This window comes from Mangrovibacter plantisponsor (assembly GCF_003182475.1).
Classification (GTDB): Bacteria; Pseudomonadota; Gammaproteobacteria; order Enterobacterales; family Enterobacteriaceae; genus Mangrovibacter; species Mangrovibacter plantisponsor.
Map to the genome: position 1 here is coordinate 466,984 of NZ_QGTS01000002.1, position 16,542 is coordinate 483,525.

Annotated in this window: 16 protein-coding genes, 3 tRNA genes and 4 pseudogenes; 7 read left to right on the top strand and 16 right to left on the bottom strand. The window is 48.8% G+C overall.

Annotated elements, in window-relative coordinates; translation table 11 throughout:
- The first annotated feature begins 99 nt into the window (after positions 1–99).
- The 3 genes from DES37_RS04770 to DES37_RS04780 all read left to right on the top strand — a co-directional run bounded on the left by DES37_RS04770 (position 100) and on the right by DES37_RS04780 (position 2,577).
- On the top strand, positions 100–1,701 hold the full coding sequence (locus DES37_RS04770; RefSeq protein WP_110025027.1) for an MFS transporter: 1,602 nt from the start codon (positions 100–102) through the stop codon (positions 1,699–1,701).
- 215 nt (positions 1,702–1,916) lie between these two features.
- Complete coding sequence (locus tag DES37_RS04775; RefSeq protein ID WP_110025028.1) at positions 1,917–2,270, top strand: type II toxin-antitoxin system RelE/ParE family toxin; 354 nt, start codon at positions 1,917–1,919, stop codon at positions 2,268–2,270.
- Between the two features lie 4 nt (positions 2,271–2,274).
- The gene (locus tag DES37_RS04780) at positions 2,275–2,577 is read left to right on the top strand and encodes a helix-turn-helix domain-containing protein (RefSeq protein ID WP_036112100.1); all 303 of its coding nucleotides are present in this window, start codon (positions 2,275–2,277) and stop codon (positions 2,575–2,577) included.
- Between the two features lie 342 nt (positions 2,578–2,919).
- On the opposite strand, the gene DES37_RS04785 is transcribed toward DES37_RS04780, so the two are convergent.
- A tRNA-Asn gene (locus DES37_RS04785) sits at positions 2,920–2,995 on the bottom strand.
- Positions 2,996–3,327: 332 nt separating this feature from the next.
- Here DES37_RS04785 and nac point away from each other — a divergent pair.
- Entirely contained in the window at positions 3,328–4,245 is a 918-nt protein-coding gene (gene nac / locus DES37_RS04790; RefSeq protein WP_036112094.1) for a nitrogen assimilation transcriptional regulator NAC, read from the top strand.
- Between the two features lie 347 nt (positions 4,246–4,592).
- Complete coding sequence (locus DES37_RS04795; RefSeq protein ID WP_110025029.1) at positions 4,593–5,570, top strand: chemotaxis protein; 978 nt, start codon at positions 4,593–4,595, stop codon at positions 5,568–5,570.
- Between the two features lie 230 nt (positions 5,571–5,800).
- On the opposite strand, the gene DES37_RS04800 is transcribed toward DES37_RS04795, so the two are convergent.
- Positions 5,801–6,586 carry an acetoin reductase gene (locus DES37_RS04800; protein ID WP_110025030.1) on the bottom strand — a complete coding sequence of 262 codons (786 nt, stop codon included), beginning with the start codon at positions 6,584–6,586 and terminating at the stop codon, positions 5,801–5,803.
- A gap of 377 nt (positions 6,587–6,963) precedes the next feature.
- Here DES37_RS04800 and gss point away from each other — a divergent pair, with 377 nt between their 5' ends.
- A complete protein-coding gene (gene gss / locus DES37_RS04805) occupies positions 6,964–8,841 on the top strand; it encodes a bifunctional glutathionylspermidine amidase/synthase (RefSeq protein WP_110025031.1) in 1,878 nt (625 codons plus the stop codon).
- A gap of 91 nt (positions 8,842–8,932) precedes the next feature.
- On the opposite strand, the gene DES37_RS04810 is transcribed toward gss, so the two are convergent.
- From DES37_RS04810 to mtfA, 4 genes are all read right to left on the bottom strand, one after another.
- Positions 8,933–9,964: a methionine synthase gene (locus tag DES37_RS04810; RefSeq protein WP_110025032.1), complete on the bottom strand. Its 1,032-nt coding sequence runs from the start codon at positions 9,962–9,964 to the stop codon at positions 8,933–8,935.
- 27 nt (positions 9,965–9,991) lie between these two features.
- Positions 9,992–10,984: a DUF1852 domain-containing protein gene (locus DES37_RS04815; protein ID WP_110025078.1), complete on the bottom strand. Its 993-nt coding sequence runs from the start codon at positions 10,982–10,984 to the stop codon at positions 9,992–9,994.
- A gap of 347 nt (positions 10,985–11,331) precedes the next feature.
- Positions 11,332–11,407: transfer RNA gene (locus tag DES37_RS04825), tRNA-Asn, on the bottom strand.
- Between the two features lie 100 nt (positions 11,408–11,507).
- Entirely contained in the window at positions 11,508–12,293 is a 786-nt protein-coding gene (mtfA, locus tag DES37_RS04830; RefSeq protein ID WP_110025034.1) for a DgsA anti-repressor MtfA, read from the bottom strand.
- 95 nt (positions 12,294–12,388) lie between these two features.
- On the opposite strand from mtfA, the gene DES37_RS04835 reads away from it, so the two are divergent.
- A tRNA-Ser gene (locus DES37_RS04835) sits at positions 12,389–12,478 on the top strand.
- A gap of 112 nt (positions 12,479–12,590) precedes the next feature.
- Here the strand turns inward: DES37_RS04835 and DES37_RS04840 are convergent.
- The 10 genes and pseudogenes from DES37_RS04840 to DES37_RS26025 form a co-directional block, all read right to left on the bottom strand.
- A complete protein-coding gene (locus DES37_RS04840) occupies positions 12,591–13,580 on the bottom strand; it encodes a tyrosine-type recombinase/integrase (protein ID WP_110025035.1) in 990 nt (329 codons plus the stop codon).
- A gap of 1 nt (position 13,581) precedes the next feature.
- Positions 13,582–13,806, bottom strand: coding sequence for a DUF4224 domain-containing protein (locus DES37_RS04845; RefSeq protein ID WP_110025036.1), 225 nt, complete (start codon positions 13,804–13,806; stop codon positions 13,582–13,584).
- Between the two features lie 45 nt (positions 13,807–13,851).
- Positions 13,852–14,133, bottom strand: a pseudogene (locus DES37_RS04850) (3'-5' exonuclease); the annotation flags it as partial.
- A gap of 30 nt (positions 14,134–14,163) precedes the next feature.
- Positions 14,164–14,334 (bottom strand): annotated as a pseudogene (locus DES37_RS26150) (ISL3 family transposase); the annotation flags it as partial.
- A gap of 25 nt (positions 14,335–14,359) precedes the next feature.
- Positions 14,360–14,569 (bottom strand): hypothetical protein, encoded by a 210-nt coding sequence (locus tag DES37_RS04860; protein WP_110025038.1) that lies wholly within the window; start codon positions 14,567–14,569, stop codon positions 14,360–14,362.
- 99 nt (positions 14,570–14,668) lie between these two features.
- Positions 14,669–14,944, bottom strand: a pseudogene (locus DES37_RS04865) (3'-5' exonuclease); the annotation flags it as partial.
- Positions 14,941–15,237, bottom strand: coding sequence for a hypothetical protein (locus DES37_RS04870; RefSeq protein ID WP_110025040.1), 297 nt, complete (start codon positions 15,235–15,237; stop codon positions 14,941–14,943). The pseudogene DES37_RS04865 and the gene DES37_RS04870, both read right to left, overlap by 4 nt.
- Positions 15,238–15,336: 99 nt before the next feature.
- A complete protein-coding gene (locus DES37_RS04875) occupies positions 15,337–15,852 on the bottom strand; it encodes a hypothetical protein (protein WP_110025041.1) in 516 nt (171 codons plus the stop codon).
- Positions 15,849–15,950, bottom strand: a pseudogene (locus tag DES37_RS26155) (hypothetical protein); the annotation flags it as partial. The gene DES37_RS04875 and the pseudogene DES37_RS26155, both read right to left, overlap by 4 nt.
- Positions 15,951–16,393: 443 nt before the next feature.
- A complete protein-coding gene (locus DES37_RS26025; RefSeq protein ID WP_281271473.1) occupies positions 16,394–16,528 on the bottom strand; it encodes a TraR/DksA C4-type zinc finger protein in 135 nt (44 codons plus the stop codon).
- Between the last annotated feature and the right edge of the window lie 14 nt (positions 16,529–16,542).

The window sequence follows — 16,542 nt, forward strand, 5'->3', positions numbered from 1 at the left end:
TCACACCAGGGAACGCCTTATGTTGAATCTGACCTTCTTCCGACGTGTTGTGAATAAGGGATTTATTGCCTGTATGACTAACCACGACAGGGTAAAACTATGAAGACACGTACTCCCCGGTTAATTCATTATCTTGCCTATGGCTCGGGGGATTTCCTCGGCGCAGGCACCACGGCACTGACTGCAGCCTGGTTGCTCTGGTTCTATACCTCCTTTTGCGGTTTATCACCCATTGAAGCGACGCTGATATTCGCCCTGGCACGCGTGCTGGACGCAGTGGTCAGCCCGTTAATGGGGTTTCTGACAGATAATTTCGGCAATACCTGGGCTGGCAAACGCTTTGGGCGACGCAAGTTTTTTATCTTATTAGGTATTCCTTGTGTATTCAGTTATTGCCTGATGTGGCTTAGTGGCATGCCATTCTGGTATTACCTGGTCACTTACTTACTGTTTGATGTGGTGTACACCATGATTCTGGTGCCTTATGAAACTCTGGTGCCGGAAATGACCGATGATTTTAAACAAAAAACTCGCTTCTCTGGCGCGCGTATTTCGATGGCGCAGTTATCGGCTATTCTGGCGGCGTTTTTGCCCGGAATACTGATTAGCCATTTCGGGAAAGAGAATGCTATTTCATTCTTTTACGCAAGCCTGGTGTTCGCGGCTATTTGCGCCATTGTGCTGACTCTGGTGTGGTTTTTTACCTGGGAACGCCCGCGTGAGGCGTGGTCGGAAAGCCACCTGAAAGCTGAACAAATGCGCCAGGGGTTAACGCTGCGCCAAAGCCTGCACCGGTTGTTTGTTGAGCTGGGTTCCACATTGCGCATTCGTATTTTCCGCCAGCATCTGGGGATGTATCTGGGCGGTTACATCGCGCAGGATGTGTTTAATGCGGTATTCACCTATTACGTCGTGTTTGTGCTTATGCAAAGCGCCACAGTTGCTTCCAGTTTGCTCGGGACCATGGCCGTTTTGCAGTTTATTGCAGTTGTGGGGATGATTCCTCTGTGCATCCGTTTTGGGCCAGCACCTTCATACCGCATGGTTGTAGCCCTGTTTGGTGCCAGTTGCCTTGCCTGGGCAGTGCTGTGGTATGCAGGCCTGAATGATGTCATGGCGCTGTTGTTACTGGTTTCGGCTGTTGCCGGGTTAGGGCGTGGTGGTATCAATTATGTTCCATGGAATATCTACACCTATATTGCGGATGTGGATGAGGTTATTACCGGGCAGCGCCGGGAAGGGATTTTTGCCGGCATCATGACTCTGACCCGCAAAGCTTCACAGGCAGGTGCGGTAATGCTGGTGGGGGTAATTTTGCAGCTCTCCGGGTTTGTTTCCGGGCAGGCCACCCAAAGTACCACCGTCAGTAATACCATTTTGTTTATTCTGAGTATTGGCACCGTCATTGTGCTTGCCTGCGGTTTTGTTATCTCGCTGCGCTTTAAGCTCAACCTGCAAACCCATACGCTGCTGCGCGAAGCAACAGAACAAATGCATAAGGATGGTGCGGCGCTGGTGGCAAATGTGCCACAGGCAACGCGGGCGGCAGTGGAAGCGCTGGCTGGTATGCCCTATGAGAATTTATGGGGTAATAATAATGTGGGTTACCAGAACCGTGATAAACCACCCGCACCGGTAATACAGGGGGCAGGTCACACGGTATTTTCACCTATCGACAGCGCAAAGGTGGTGCGTAAGTAATCTTTTCGCCAGCTCGTGAGGGCTGCCCCGCAATAAAATATGACGTTTTCAGGCCCGCTGTTCTTTTATGGAAGCGGGCCTGTACTTTTCTATTTTACAGAACTCCGGACACCGTTATTTCCGGCACACTTTCGTGGATGGGTGGCAAAGCATTATTTACAAATATAGCTTTGTATCTATATTGACTGGGGGCTATATTCTGCGGAGGCAGCGTTGTGTGGAAGATTAAAACAACAGACAGGTTTGATGCCTGGTTCACGGCACTGGATGATACTGACCGTGCCAGTGTATTGGCCGGGTTAATGGTACTGAGGGAGAGAGGGCCGGTACTTCCCCGCCCCTGGTCAGATACCGTTAAAGGCTCTCGCTACTCCAATATGAAGGAGTTACGCATTCAAAGCCGTGGGCAACCCATTCGCGCCTTTTTTGCCTTTGACCCATGTCGCAATGCTGTCGTGTTGTGCGCCGGGCATAAGGTAACATTTGGTAAGCGGTTTTATGATGTGATGGTCCCGCTTGCTGACCGTGAATTTAACGACTGGTTGAGAAAACCAGAGCCACAGGAGTAATGCGATGGGCAGAACACTGGAACAAATTATTGCTGCAGAGAAAAAGGGCGTGGTAGCAGAGGCTCAGGCACAAGCAGCCGATATTATGCTGAATATCCACCTGGCAGAACTGCGTGAAAAAGTGCAGAAAACTCAGGTAGAAATGGCTCAGGCCCTGGGTATTCGCCAGCCTACCGTTGCCGGTATGGAGAAACCCGGGCGAGACCTGAAACTCTCCACACTGAAACGTTATGTGGAAGCAGCTGGTGGCAAACTGCGCCTGGATATCGAATTGCCAGACGGCACGCACTACGATTTTGTGGTGTAAACCGCGGGCCTGTGAGTTCTGTTGTATGGGGAGCAGGTCTTTTTGAGATACCAAAGACGTGAACCGCCTGGATTAACTAAAAGTTATAGACCATGAGAATCGGAGACTTTGAAGGGTTTTGCGGATTTTTGCGTCGTTAAGAGACATATGAGAGCATTCTGCCATCGAACCAACTTGACCCCAAATCTGACCACTAAATTCAACTGATGCGGAGGGAAAATTGAAAACGCATCGGGAAGACTTTTCACGCTGGCTTATTGAATAAGAATCACATAATGATTCGCAGAGTTGCATGAAAAACAAAAAGCCCGCTCAGGTTTCCCTGAGCGGGCTCTTCAAATTTGGCTCCTCTGACTGGACTCGAACCAGTGACATACGGATTAACAGTCCGCCGTTCTACCGACTGAACTACAGAGGAATCGTGTGAACGGGGCGCATAATAACGAGGGTGTAACAGGTTGTCAAAGCCTGGAAAGCAATTTTAAAACTGATTGCTGGCTATTTCAGCAGTTGGTTTTTTTTTACCCAAAACAGGCATGATGTGCACTGCTATGGTGCATAAGTGTCTCTTATGGGGCAGGTGCATTCCCGCGTTTTAGTAATGATAAGGGGTGAGTTGATTAGTTTCTCTTATTATCCAGCCTGTTAGCCCACAAAAACGGAGTTTCAGAAAACTGGCAAGCATATTGCTATACATTCAGGGACATGATAGCTGCCGACATGGCAAGGGCATTCCGTACAGGAGGCAAAATGAATTTAAGACGACTGAAGTACTTCGTGAAAATCGTCGATATTGGTAGCCTGACTCAGGCCGCTGAAGTCTTGCACATAGCGCAACCAGCGCTAAGCCAGCAGGTGGCTACCCTGGAAGGGGAGTTGGATCAGCAACTGTTAATCCGCACTAAACGTGGAGTAACACCGACAGAAGCCGGAAAAATTCTCTACGCCCATGCTCGTACTATTTTGCGCCAGTGTGAACAGGCTCAACTCGCGGTGAATAACGTTGGGCAAACCTTAAGTGGGCAAGTATCCATTGGCCTGGCACCAGGTACAGCAGCGTCTTCCATTATTATGCCGTTGCTGCAGTCCGTGCGTAACGAACTGCCAGATGTGTTGGTATATCTGCATGAAAACAGTGGCTCAGTACTGAATGATAAATTGCTCAGTGGGCAACTGGATATGGCCGTACTGTATGACCGTGCACCAACAGCCGGTATTACCAGCCAGCCTCTGTTGAAAGAAGAATTATACCTGGTTGGCACCAGCGAATGCCCGGGGCAAACCGTTGACCTCGCCGCTGTTGCAGAAATGAACCTGTTTTTACCACGCGATTACAGTGCTGTGCGTAAGCGTGTTGATGAAGCATTTTCACTGCGCCGCCTGACTGCCAAAATTATTGGTGAAATCGAGTCTATTTCAACACTAACTGCCGCTATTGCCAGTGGTATGGGCGTTACAGTGCTGCCGGAGTCTGCAGCCCGCTCTTTAGTCAGTGCATCTAATGGCTGGATGGCCCGAATCACCACACCATCAATGAACCTGCCTTTGTCATTGAACCTGTCGGCACGCGCCCAGTTGTCGCCTCAGGCTCAGGCAGTGAAAGATATTTTGTTATCCCTGGTCTCCCGCCCGTCTCTGGAAAATCGCGAACTGATGCTGGTAGGCTAATTTTTTGGGATAAGCAGCGCTTTAAGTTGAAACACCGCCTTGTGCGGTGTTTTGCATTTCTGAACACCTCAATTTTGTGCGTCACCTCGCACCAGTTACCTCGCCAGAGGTATGTTTTCTCCTGAATAATTCGGGCATAACAATAAAAATGTTGTGCAGCTTAACGAAAATTGAAAAAGGTGGATTAACAACTGTAATTTTGCCGGGCGCTGCCGATAAAGAATGATAACTGGTCAAAAATTGCCGTTAGCACGTGAAGTGAAGGCGAGGAAATATGTTAGGTCTTTGTCTCAATCACTCGTGTTGTTTTGTTATCTCACCCCAACACCGACCACACTGAGGAAAACATGGATAACTTTCAAAAAGAGATTGAGGAAAGAACAAACCTCACACTATCCAATAAGTTCGAGTTGTTGCTGTTTCGCCTGGGTGTGCCCGGCCCGGGAGAACCACCGGAACTGTTTGGCATAAACGTATTCAAACTACGAGAAATTGTGCCTATGCCAGTGCTTACTAAAGCGGCTGGTATGCAGGCTCCGATGATGGGAATGGTCAATATTCGTGGCCAGGTGATACCGGTTATTGATTTACCAGCCGTGGTTGGGTGTAAACCAGAAACGGGGCTGAATATTTTATTGATTACGGAATATGCCCGCAGTACTCAGGCTTTTGCTGTGGAAACAGTGGATGACATTGTGCGCCTTGACTGGAGCCAGGTTCATGCGGCAGAAGCCGGTGTGAGCAACAGTTACATTACCAGTATTGCCCGCCTGGACACGGACCCGGCAAGTAACCGCCTGTCACTGGTGCTGGATGTCGAACAGATCCTGTGCGACATCATTCCAACCGCGCGCGAAGTACATGAAGAAACCATGGAAGCGAAGCGGTTTAACCTGAAACCTGGCGCAGTGGCGATTGTTGCGGAGGATTCAAAAGTTGCGCGTTCTATGCTGGAACAGGCTTTGAATGCGATGAGTATTCCATTTATTTCTAACGTAACCGGGCTTGAAGCCTGGAACTGCATTAAGAAAATAATGGATGACGCACAGCGTGAAGGCGTGCCGGTCAGTGATAAAATTGGCCTGGTGCTGACTGACCTTGAAATGCCTGAAATGGATGGCTTTACGTTGACCCGTAATATTAAACGTGAAGAGTCTCTGAAGCGTATTCCGGTTATTATTCACTCATCGTTATCTGGCTCAGCAAACGAAGATCATGTGCGCAAAGTGGGTGCAGATGGCTATGTGGCGAAGTTTGAAATCAACGAACTGAGCTCTGCCATTGAAGATGTACTGAATGGCTCGAAGTCTGCCAACCTGCGTTAACTCTTTGTGGATTGTTACCAGAACAGGCTGCGTATGCAGCCTGTCAGATTGATGAAAAAGAAGGAAAAAGCGTGGTTTTTCCTTCTTTTTAGTTAGCGGGTGAAAATCAATGAATTGATTTTCCTGGTTTTTTATTGAGTGATACCCTCTGGTTCTGTGCGGATATGAGGTTTGTCATCAGACTCACAGGCTGCGTTATGCAGCCTGTGTTGTCTGATGAAGCGGATTAATTAACGGTAAACAATCCCGCCGTCGGTCAGGATGGCCTGGCCGGTAATATAATCGGAATCATCACTGGAGAGGAACGCGACCAGTGCTGCCACATCTGCTGGCGTTTGCGCGCGGCCAAGGGCAATGCCTTCAACATATTTTTTGTAGGTTTCACCCACTGGGGCGCCCGTTATTTCAGAAAAGCGTTTATCGATTTCTACCCACATATCAGTGCCTACAATTCCCGGGCAATAGGCATTCACCGTAATACCCGCGCTGGCATATTCTTTGGCCGCGGCCTGGGTAAGGGCGCGAACGGCAAATTTGGTTGCCGAGTACATGCCCAGCATTGCAAAACCATCGTGCCCGGCAATAGAAGAGGCACTAATAATCTTACCTTTCTTTCCTAACGCCTTAAATTTTGCGGCAGCCGCCTGAATACCCCATGTCACGCCGCCAATATTAATGTTCAGAATTTTTTCCAGGTCGCCAGGCATGATATCGGCTATGGGTTTGACCTGAGCGATACCGGCATTGTTAATCATGACATCAAGAGTACCTAACTCTTTAACTGCATGGTCAACTGCGGCGTAAACGTCTTCACGTTGACTGATATCTGCACCAAATGTTGTGGCCCGGACACCCTGCGCAGTGACTTCTTCCAGCACATGTGCCAGTTTTTCTTTTTGGAGATCAACCAGCGCAAGGTTCACGCCTTCTTCTGCCAGCCGCAGTGCAATTCCACGGCCAATACCCTGGGCCGCGCCTGTTACCAGGGCCACTTTACCATTGAGACCTTTTGACATGTGTCTGCTCCTTTTTGGTTATGGAACCTGCAATGCCAATAACCATAGGTGATAGCTCAGAGTGCGTTGCCCTAATCGTGCGGTTTTTTCGAGTTATCATGTGAAGGCAGAAACAACTCTGCTCCACAAACCTTGTGTAATAAATTGAATATATACAGTTTTATGCATACTCCTGGGGGCGGTTAATCTGGCTTTACTGAGACAAACTGATACAAATCAGCCCCTAAAAAAACACAGTGCTGTAACCCGGGCACTGGCTTGGCAAAACGATGCGCAGTGCTATGATAATGACTTCTCCGTCTGGACAGCGCCTGAGCCGAAGAGCATGACGGAAGGGTAAAGGGAGTGACTCAGGCCGTATTATGTAAGGTCAGCACATGAGTAAAGGAACAACCGGGTGTGATGCGCCATTTGGCACATTGTTAGGGTATGCACCTGGCGGGGTTGCTATCTATTCCTCTAATTACAGCAGTCTGGATCCGCAGAGCTTTCCTGATGACGCTGCATTTCGCAGTTATATCGGAAACGAATATATGGGGCATAAATGGCAATGCGTTGAGTTCGCGCGGCGTTTTATGTTCCTGAACTATGGTGTGGTGTTTACGGATGTGGGCATGGCGTATGAGATTTTTTCTCTGCGTTTTTTGCGCCAGGTAGTAAACGACAATTTGCTGCCATTGCAGGCTGTGGCTAATGGTGCCACCCGGCCTCCTGTTGCTGGCGCACTGCTTATTTGGCAAAAGGGCGGGGAATTCAAACATACCGGCCATGTAGCTGTTATCACGCAATTGCTGGGCAATAAAGTGCGTATTGCTGAGCAGAATGTTATCCATTCCCCGCTACCGGCAGGCCAGCAATGGACCAGGGAGCTGGTGCTGGAAGTGAAAGACGGCCACTACACACTCAAAGACACTTTTGATGACACCACGATTCTGGGGTGGATGGTTCAGAGCGATGACACGCAGGGCACGCTGCCACAACCGGAAATTCCCGCTAAAAAACTGGCTATCACAGGTGCAAGGCTTTCTGAGCAGGGGCAGTTTAATGGCCGCTGGCTTAATGATAAAGACCCGCTGCAGGAAGCGTACATCGTTGCTAACGGCTACAGCATTAATCAGGACCCTTACCGCTATTTCACCATTAGCGAAGATGCTGAGCAGGAGCTGATCAAAGCAACCAATGAGCTGCATTTAATGTATTTGCATGCGACGGATAAAGTGCTTAAAGACGACAGCCTGCTGGAACTGTTTGATATCCCGAAAATTCTCTGGCCCCGTTTGCGCCTGTCATGGCAACAACGCCGTCATCACATGGTTACAGGGCGGCTGGACTTTTGCATGGACGAGCGGGGGATAAAAGTTTATGAGTACAACGCAGACTCGGCTTCCTGCCATACAGAAGGTGGGTTGATCCTCAGCGAATGGGCGAAAAAAGGTTACCCGGGTATGGGGTATAACCCGGCGGAAGGGTTGCTTGATGAACTTTCCGGTGCCTGGAAACACAGTGATGCGCGCCCGTTTGTCCACATCATGCTGGATGATGACGTGGAGGAAAAATACCATGCAATGTTTATGCAGCGCTCGCTGGAAAATGCCGGGTTTGAGTGCAAGGTGGTTTGTGGCCTCTCTTCGTTAAGCTGGAACAGTGCCGGGGAGCTGATTGACGATGAAGGCAGGCTGGTTAACTGTGTCTGGAAAACCTGGGCATGGGAAACGGCGATTGAACAGGTACGGGAAGTCAGCGAAACAGAATATGCCGCGGTTCCTATTCGTACTGGCCACCCACAAAATGAAGTCCGGTTAATTGATGTGTTGCTGCGCCCGGAAGTGATGGTGTTTGAGCCATTATGGACAGTAATCCCCGGTAACAAGGCGATTCTGCCGGTGCTGTGGTCGCTGTTTCCTCACCACCGCTATTTGCTGGATACAGATTTCCACGTGAACGAGGAACTGGCGAAAACCGGTTATGCTGTGAAGCCGATATCGGGCCGTTGCGGCAGCAACATTGACCTTATCAGCGGGCAGGATGAAGTGCTGGATAAAACTCAGGGCAAATTTGTTGACCGGAAAAATATCTACCAGCAATTGTGGTGCCTGCCGAAAGTCTCCGGGCGCTATTTGCAGGTGTGCACATTCACGGTTGGCGGCAGTTATGGTGGTGCCTGCCTGCGCGGGGATGAAACCTTGGTTATCCAGAAAGAGAGTGATATTGAGCCACTGATTGTTACCCGCAATCGTGAAGATGAGAGCCATTAAGCTTTAACTGGCACCCGGTTTACGAAGGCGCGAGTACATCAGCCTCAATAATTAAAAAGCCTGCTTTACGCAGGCTTTTTTGTGGGCGTAATTATTTGGCGGCCAGTTCCCGGCGGACAATATCAGCTCCGGCACTTAGCGCATTGAGCTTACCGTTGGCTACCTGTCGGGAAAGTGGCGCCATGCCACAGTTAGTTGACGGGTATAGCTTGTCGGCATCAACAAACTGAAGTGCGTTGCGTAACGTACTGGCGACTTCCTCTGGTGTCTCAATCTTGTTGGTTGCCACGTCTATGGCTCCTGCCATCACTTTTTTACCGCGGATCAGTTCCAGCAGGTCCATTGGTACATGGGAGTTATGGCATTCCAGCGAGATAATATCGATATTTGACGCCTGCAGTTTTGGGAAAGTCTCTTCGTACTGGCGCCATTCTGAACCCAGTGTTTTTTTCCAGTCGGTATTGGCTTTAATGCCATAGCCGTAGCAAATATGTACCGCCGTTTCGCATTTAAGCCCTTCAATGGCTCTTTCCAGCGCGGCAATCCCCCAGTCATTCACTTCATCAAAGAAGACATTAAATGCCGGTTCATCAAACTGGATAATATCGACACCCGCGGCTTCTAACTCTTTGGCTTCCTGGTTGAGTATTTTGGCAAATTCCCAGGCCAGTTTTTCACGGCTTTTATAGTGGTTGTCATACAACGTATCGATCATGGTCATTGGGCCGGGCAGGGCCCATTTGATTGGCTGTTTGGTGAGCTGGCGTAAGAATTTGGCATCTTCAACAAACACCGGTTTTTGGCGCTCTACGGCACTCACAACAGTGGGTACGCTGGCATCATAGCGATTACGAATACGCACCGTTTCACGCTTTTCAAAATCCACACCACTGAGGTGCTCAATAAACGTGGTGACGAAGTGTTGGCGGGTTTGTTCGCCGTCACTGACAATATCGACCCCTGCGCGCAGTTGATCATACAACGCCAGGCTCAGGGCATCTTTTTTCCCTTCAGCCAGTTCACCGTTATTCAGTTTCCATGGCGACCACAGGGTTTCTGGTTGTGCAAGCCAGGACGGTTTGGGCAAACTGCCAGCCGTGGAAGTGGGTAGCAATTTTTTCATAATAAAGAACCTTTTATACGTCGTTAATCAACTTGAGTGGTTAGCAATTGCATAGTTAGCGGACCACTGCGCAAGAATATTTTCGTAGGGTTTAATGAAATGCGCTTCAGTAAACTTACCCTGCTCAATCGCCAGTTGCGTGCGCTCTTCGCGGTCATAAACAATGGTAGTGAGTGAATGATCCTGGTGACTGAGGTCTGGCTGGTAACATTGCCCGGCGGCCGAGTTGGCGTTGTAGATCTCTGGCCGGTAAATTTTCTGGAATGTCTCCATTGTGCTGATGGTGCTGATAAGCTCCAGGTCAGTGTAATCACGGAGTAAGTCACCGGAAAAATAAAATGCCAGCGGCGCAACACTGTTGTTTGGCATAAAGTAGCGCACCTGCAGGCCCATCTTTGCAAAATACTGTTCAGTTAACGATGTGCTGCCTGGCTGGTATTCAATACCCAGTACCGGGTGCTGATTCCCGGTGCGCTGATAGGTGTCTTTACTTGAAACACTCAGGCAAATAACCGGCGTTTTCCTGAAGTTTTTCTGGTATGTACTGGAGTTAACAAAGTGTTTGAATATATTCCCGTGCAACTCACCAAAGTGTTCCGGAATAGTAAAATTCGCCTGGTTGTTATTATGCTCTGGCAGCAACACGCTGAAGTCATAATCGCGCACGTATGAAGAGAAGTTATTGCCCACAATACCATCAATGCGCTGCCCGGTTTTTTTATCGACAATCGTTGTTTGTAAAATTTCAATTGCCGGGAAAGTGGTGGTGGTGCCCGGAATAGCCATCTCAACGGAGATTATCTCCAGCTCAACGGCGTAGCGGTCACTTTTAGGGTTATCCCAATGGGCCAGGTTATTAAAACGGTTGTTAATCATCACCAGTGTGTTGCGCAAGTTCTGCTGGCGGTTGCTCCCACGGGCCAGGTTGGCAAAGTTGGTGGTAATACGCGTGTTTTCTGACGGGTTGTAATTTTCGTCGAACACACTGCTTGTAACCGTAAAGGTAAAATCTTTATTCATCGCGGTCATCATGTTATCAATAAGTTAATAGGCATAGTTATGCCAGAGCAGATGAATGAGAGAAAGAGAGTTAATTTCACTCCAACATGAACTATCTTCATGGTGAGTGGTGGCAGAGCGCGTGAGGCTTTGTGGCCGGGGTAAAAACCGGGCCACAGAGGTAATCAGCAAGTGCATTCGCGGGCTTATTACTGAGGAAAATGCGCAACCGCAGCCACTTTCATTACTCACGAGGTTAATGGTTACTGGCCGGGGCGCAGACAGGTTAGTTACTTTGCATTGCAGAAAGATAATGGGCATAAAAACAAAAAGCCCGCTTAAGTTTCCTTAAGCAGGCTTCTTAAATTTGGCTCCTCTGACTGGACTCGAACCAGTGACATACGGATTAACAGTCCGCCGTTCTACCGACTGAACTACAGAGGAATCGTGTGAACGGGGCGAATAATACTGAGCCTGTAGTTATGTGTCAACACCCTGGTTAACATGCTGATTCAATTGGTGAATTAACGGCCATTTAGGGTGTTTATTGCACGGGATACAGGGGCTCGCCACCCGTTTTAAGCCGCATTTGCGGGTCCTGGCGGTAAAACTGGCAAAAACGCTGCCAAAGTGACGGAAACCGGGTAGCAAATAGGTCTGGCGCGCTGAAAAAGTACTCAGTTAGAACAGCAAAACACTCAGCAGGGTCTGCGGCCGCCCAGGCATCAATACTGGCTGCACTTTCGCCCACCAAATCAATTTCTTCCTGGATTGTTGCCATTGCGGCGTTCAGGTCATGCTCCCAGCCAGCGACGTCACGTAACGCAATCATTGGCACACCGTTGGTTACGCCATTATTCCGGCCATCCAGTTTGTGTGCCACTTCATGAAAAATAAGGTTAAAGCCGGAGGCATCAAAAGAATCCTGCACATCGAGCCAGTTCAGAACTACCGGCCCCTGTTGCCAGCTCTGGCCAGACTGCACAATATGTTGGTGGTGAACCAGGCCAAAGTCATCTATCCATTCATCATCGACAACGAAAGGATCCGGGTAGATAAGTACTTCATGGAAGCCATCCAGCCACTCAAAGCCCAGTTCAAGTACTGGCAGGCAAAACAGCAGGGCGATGCGGGCACTATTTTCTTCGCTTAATTCAAGCCCCTGCAAAGGCACCAAGCGCTTATGCTGTAAAAAACGGCCGGCCAGGCGCACCAGTTTTTGCTGCTCTTGCGGATCCAATGGTGCAAGTACCGGGATTGCCAGTGCGTTTTTCCACACGGGAGAAAGTACCTGTGATGTATCGCTTTCTTGCCATGGCCATTTAATCATCGTTATTTGCTCGCAATCTCGTCAGTTAAACGTAAAGCGGAGACCGGGGACTGTTAAAATGCCAAAAACCGGTGCATCATGGCAACCGTTGACGCGGAGAGGTGCCGGAGCGGCTGAACGGGACGGTCTCGAAAACCGTTGAGGGGGTAACCCCTCCGAGGGTTCAAATCCCTCTCTCTCCGCCAGTATTCAAACACTTATGCCGCGCTATGTCAGTGACCCAAATCCCGTTGAGAAAAAATGAGAAAATTCGGTGAGAAAAAAATACGCCGTAAAAGCCACGGCGTAGAGTACTTTTTACATTTTTTTATTTAAGGTGGGACTCACCTTCACTTTTCGATCATAGACCAAAACCTGAGACTCTGTTTTGTGCCCGCTGAACTGCTGTTTATCTCTTCCGGTTCCTTCGTAGTCGGAAATCCCTTTAGCTTTCAGATCGTGAAAAGTGCAATCAAGTGGATATCCTAATTTATCAGATGCAGCACTTCTTGCTTTTCGCCAGGCATCATTAAAGCCCTTGTAAGAATACCTTTCACCATACATGGTTCTAATTACTGGCCCATCAGTACCCCACGCCCGGCATATTTCAACAGCCAAATGTAGTCGCTCGGTCCACGCCTTAATTTGTTTAACTCCTGTTTTACCCTGTTGAATAAATATCCCTTTCTCCATAATTTGCCGCCAGTCCATTTTTAATACATCAGAAACTCGCGCCGCACATAAATAAGCGATTTCCATGGCCGCCCGCACAGCTGGTGATGCGCAGTCGTATATAGCCTTATATTCATTATCAGTGATATAGCGATCGCGTTGTGGTTTTGGAAATTTATCCACACCAATACACGGATTACCGGGAACATAACCACGTTGATAACACCAACGAAAAACACGCGACATTGAACTATGCTCGTGGTTAGCCTGCACACGGCTACGCTTCCCTCTGCCATCCATATAGCGCCGGATATGCTCTGGCTTTATAGCTTTGGCCTCCGCCTCACCGAAAACAGCGAGAATGTATTTTTCATGAGCCAGATAATCTTTCTGTGTGCGTGGGGCAAGATCCGCATAATCAGAACTGGCAAGGAACTTTTTCCATAACTGGTTAAATGTGACCCGGTTTTTCCTTCCCTCGACAACCTTATCGTAAGCTACCCATACCTCCGTTTTAGTTGCTGAGGCAGGGGCTAATTTTTCGGTTGTTCCTCCTGGCTTCCAGTAGTAGCCAGAAGGGCGAAAAAATACACCCTTAGGCATCCATTCATTACCTGGTGCTCGTTTGCGACCCATATCATCTCTCTATAGCGTCAAAATTCATGCCCTGTGTGGGCTGATTCCCTGCTGATGCATCGATACGAATAGGGTGGTTGATGTGGTACCAGGTTGTTTTAATTACTCCATCCCGGCGTTCAATAAAAAATATCCCATTCATACTCAGGACTTCTTTTTGCAGAGACTTTTGTGGTGATCCTGTAGCCTCTGCAAGCTCATCATCAGTCAGGAAGCGATCGCTCATGAGTCGTTCTCCACTACGGCCGGCTGCACCCGGTCATTAAATTATTTATGCTTTTACAATTCGCTGCCAAATAGCTGATACGTACTTTGCTTGGTGTCTTGCATCAGCCAGGGCGTTATGTTGTTCACCCTCAAAAGGCATATCCCGTTTCGGATCTAAACCAACCGCACGCCCCATGGCGACAATGGTTCGCACATCCAGTTCGCTCCGGAACTTCCACGGGCAGGGAATATCAATACGCTCATAGCTGGCCCGGAGAATAACGCCATCAAAGTTCGCACCATTACTCCATATCTGGACTCTGTCAGCATTGGTATTGTCTTTAATGGGTATCCGGATTATAGGGTTGAAACAGGGCTATAGACGCCCTGCTTCAATCTCCCGCACCAGTGTTGATATGTCCGCACCGTAATTAGTTGCTGGTCCAGACTCTGCAACGCCATAGAATGGCATCCTGCCCATAGCGCCTTCTGGTATCCGTTGACGCTGGTAGCGGGGCTTCTTGATCTTCTGGAAGCCCTCTGTAAAGTTGAGGATGTTCGTCATAAGCGTCTTATGTGGAAGATGTTGCAGCGTCTACCATTTCCTTGATCTTCTCGTATGCAGATTTTTTCGCACCTTGGCCAGAAAACTCCCCAGTAGACAGTCGTTTTGTTCCAGTAAGCGGGCGGATCGCCCACGAAGTAAATTCGCCGCTACTACCGATCCTATGAACGACCAAACGAAATCCCTTATACTCTTCTTCAATTTTGTGACCAGCCATCACGCCACCCTGTATTATTTAACCATCAACACTCAAATCCGAATTAATTACAAGACTACATGCGGTGTCAATCAACCCTATAATCCGGATACCCTCTTTAATAAACGCGCTCAGGCCGAGTAACGCCGCATTAATAGAGATGCTATCGCTGGTGGTAATTGCTGCCCTCGCTTCGGGTGATTGCTTAAGCCACCACAAGATAGTATCGCCATCAGGAACGGCACCGGTGGCCATGGCGCTGGTAAGGTCAATGACCTGGTAAAACTCAGGCCCTGACTCACCGGAATCAGGGTCGAAAAATACGGAACCAATGGAAACTACTGGAGCGTTGGATTTAGTGCCCATGCTTTCAATATCAATCATTAAATGGTTCATTGCGTTACCCAATTATCTTCAATTACCACACTCAGCCGATGCAGCCAGTCTGCGAGCTTTAACATTGCTTCGCGGTCACTTAGCCCTTTTGGAAAATCATCAAAGTCTATATTGGGTTTGAATTCCCCATAATTATTACGCTCAACAGTAAGATTCAGCTCAAGTACAGTTTTTTGTCCGGAGTGCCGTAACTGGTACACGGACTTTGAATTTTTCTCTTTTGGGTTGAAGTGGTACTCAATGAGTACCGCCTGATGTCTTCCTTTGTTATTTCCACGCCACGCATTGTTCATACTCACTCCAGAACCAGCACTGCGAGATAACCGATAGCCGTGAAGAACGCCACCGCCATAAATCCCATGAACATGAGAGCGCCTGGTGAATATCGCATATCAGGCCTCCGGTGCTGGTGGTTGAGGGGCGGCGGCGAGCATAGCTTTATAACAAAGACGCGCCCGGTGAGCTGCCTTCTGGCATCCGCTCATGGCTTCATACGCTTCCCACTCTTCTGGCTTGCTGAATGACTCATCTGGCCAAGATTCAAAACCATCAACAATCATGCTCTCTGTTGGTTCAATCGGCACAAGCTTCCAACCATCCGGGATTACCGGAGAGTTAGTGGCTGTAGCTGTGCTGATGGGCCACAGGTAAACAGGAACCACATGCTTGAGTTTTGGATCGCATCCAATGACTACTGCTGAAATAGACCACATCCAGTGATTTTCATCGTGATCGTTGGCATGCATTTCCTTGGCGCATCTTTCTGTGACAAAACCAAACGGTTTCTGATTGAGCGCATCCAGAATAGTTTTAACTGCCTCGGTATAACCCCAGTATTTTGCATTCTGGCCTGATATGGCAGCCTGTAACTGGCTTTTTGCCTCTTCGAAAGTCATTTTATTTTTCATGCTGCAGATCCTTTATCTCTGAGCCAGATGCATACCGGTCCGTCTTCGTGGTCATGAATAGAGACAATAAACCAGCCTTCACCCTCAGGTTGTTTTGGTTGCCACTCCAGAATGTCGATATCGCCATTCCCGTAGCAGCGCTCCAAAATACTCTCTGCATCTTTGTCGCCGTCCATCCAGCCGCATGCAATTTCATAGCCGATGATGTTCAACCAGTCTGTCATCACGCGGTCTGACTCTTCATCAGGCCAGTCAGGGTGACGCCAGTAGCCATGTTCTGAACGGGCAGGCTTTACGGGTTGGAGGAATCTCTTATCGCCTTTTTCACGCCACTGCTTTACCAGTCTTTGTGGCTTCATGCTGTAACGAGCAGCTGCCTGCAGAAAACCTAAATGAGGACCGAACAGCATCACGTTCTTTTCGATGTCCCGCGGTGACATCCACAACCAATGCTGATCGCCGTCATCTTCGGTAATATCGACGCGGGCGGCATCAGCACCACGGCTATAGCGTGTAGTGTTAAACTCTGATAAGCGGAATTTCATAAACCACGCTCCTGTTTAAGTTTCAGTTCAGCATCGCTCTTGCAATAAGCACACATGGTGCAGCCAGGAACGGCTACACGGCGCTTTTCTGGAATAGGTTCGCCACAGCCTTTGCAGTGAGTTGCGGAAATAGCACTGTGGTTAA

Bases quoted from the DNA above. Each gene is read 5' to 3' on its own strand.
- DES37_RS04770 (WP_110025027.1), top strand. From the start codon at position 100: ATGAAGACACGTACTCCCCGGTTAATTCATTATCTTGCCTATGGCTCG.
- DES37_RS04780 (WP_036112100.1), top strand. From the start codon at position 2,275: ATGGGCAGAACACTGGAACAAATTATTGCTGCAGAGAAAAAGGGCGTG.
- nac (WP_036112094.1), top strand. From the start codon at position 3,328: ATGAATTTAAGACGACTGAAGTACTTCGTGAAAATCGTCGATATTGGT.
- DES37_RS04795 (WP_110025029.1), top strand. From the start codon at position 4,593: ATGGATAACTTTCAAAAAGAGATTGAGGAAAGAACAAACCTCACACTA.
- DES37_RS04800 (WP_110025030.1), bottom strand. From the start codon at position 6,586: ATGTCAAAAGGTCTCAATGGTAAAGTGGCCCTGGTAACAGGCGCGGCC.
- gss (WP_110025031.1), top strand. From the start codon at position 6,964: ATGAGTAAAGGAACAACCGGGTGTGATGCGCCATTTGGCACATTGTTA.
- DES37_RS04810 (WP_110025032.1), bottom strand. From the start codon at position 9,964: ATGAAAAAATTGCTACCCACTTCCACGGCTGGCAGTTTGCCCAAACCG.
- DES37_RS04815 (WP_110025078.1), bottom strand. From the start codon at position 10,984: ATGAATAAAGATTTTACCTTTACGGTTACAAGCAGTGTGTTCGACGAA.
- mtfA (WP_110025034.1), bottom strand. From the start codon at position 12,293: ATGATTAAATGGCCATGGCAAGAAAGCGATACATCACAGGTACTTTCT.
- DES37_RS04840 (WP_110025035.1), bottom strand. From the start codon at position 13,580: ATGGGTCGCAAACGAGCACCAGGTAATGAATGGATGCCTAAGGGTGTA.
- DES37_RS04845 (WP_110025036.1), bottom strand. From the start codon at position 13,806: ATGAGCGATCGCTTCCTGACTGATGATGAGCTTGCAGAGGCTACAGGA.
- DES37_RS04860 (WP_110025038.1), bottom strand. From the start codon at position 14,569: ATGGCTGGTCACAAAATTGAAGAAGAGTATAAGGGATTTCGTTTGGTC.
- DES37_RS04870 (WP_110025040.1), bottom strand. From the start codon at position 15,237: ATGAACAATGCGTGGCGTGGAAATAACAAAGGAAGACATCAGGCGGTA.
- DES37_RS04875 (WP_110025041.1), bottom strand. From the start codon at position 15,852: ATGAAAAATAAAATGACTTTCGAAGAGGCAAAAAGCCAGTTACAGGCT.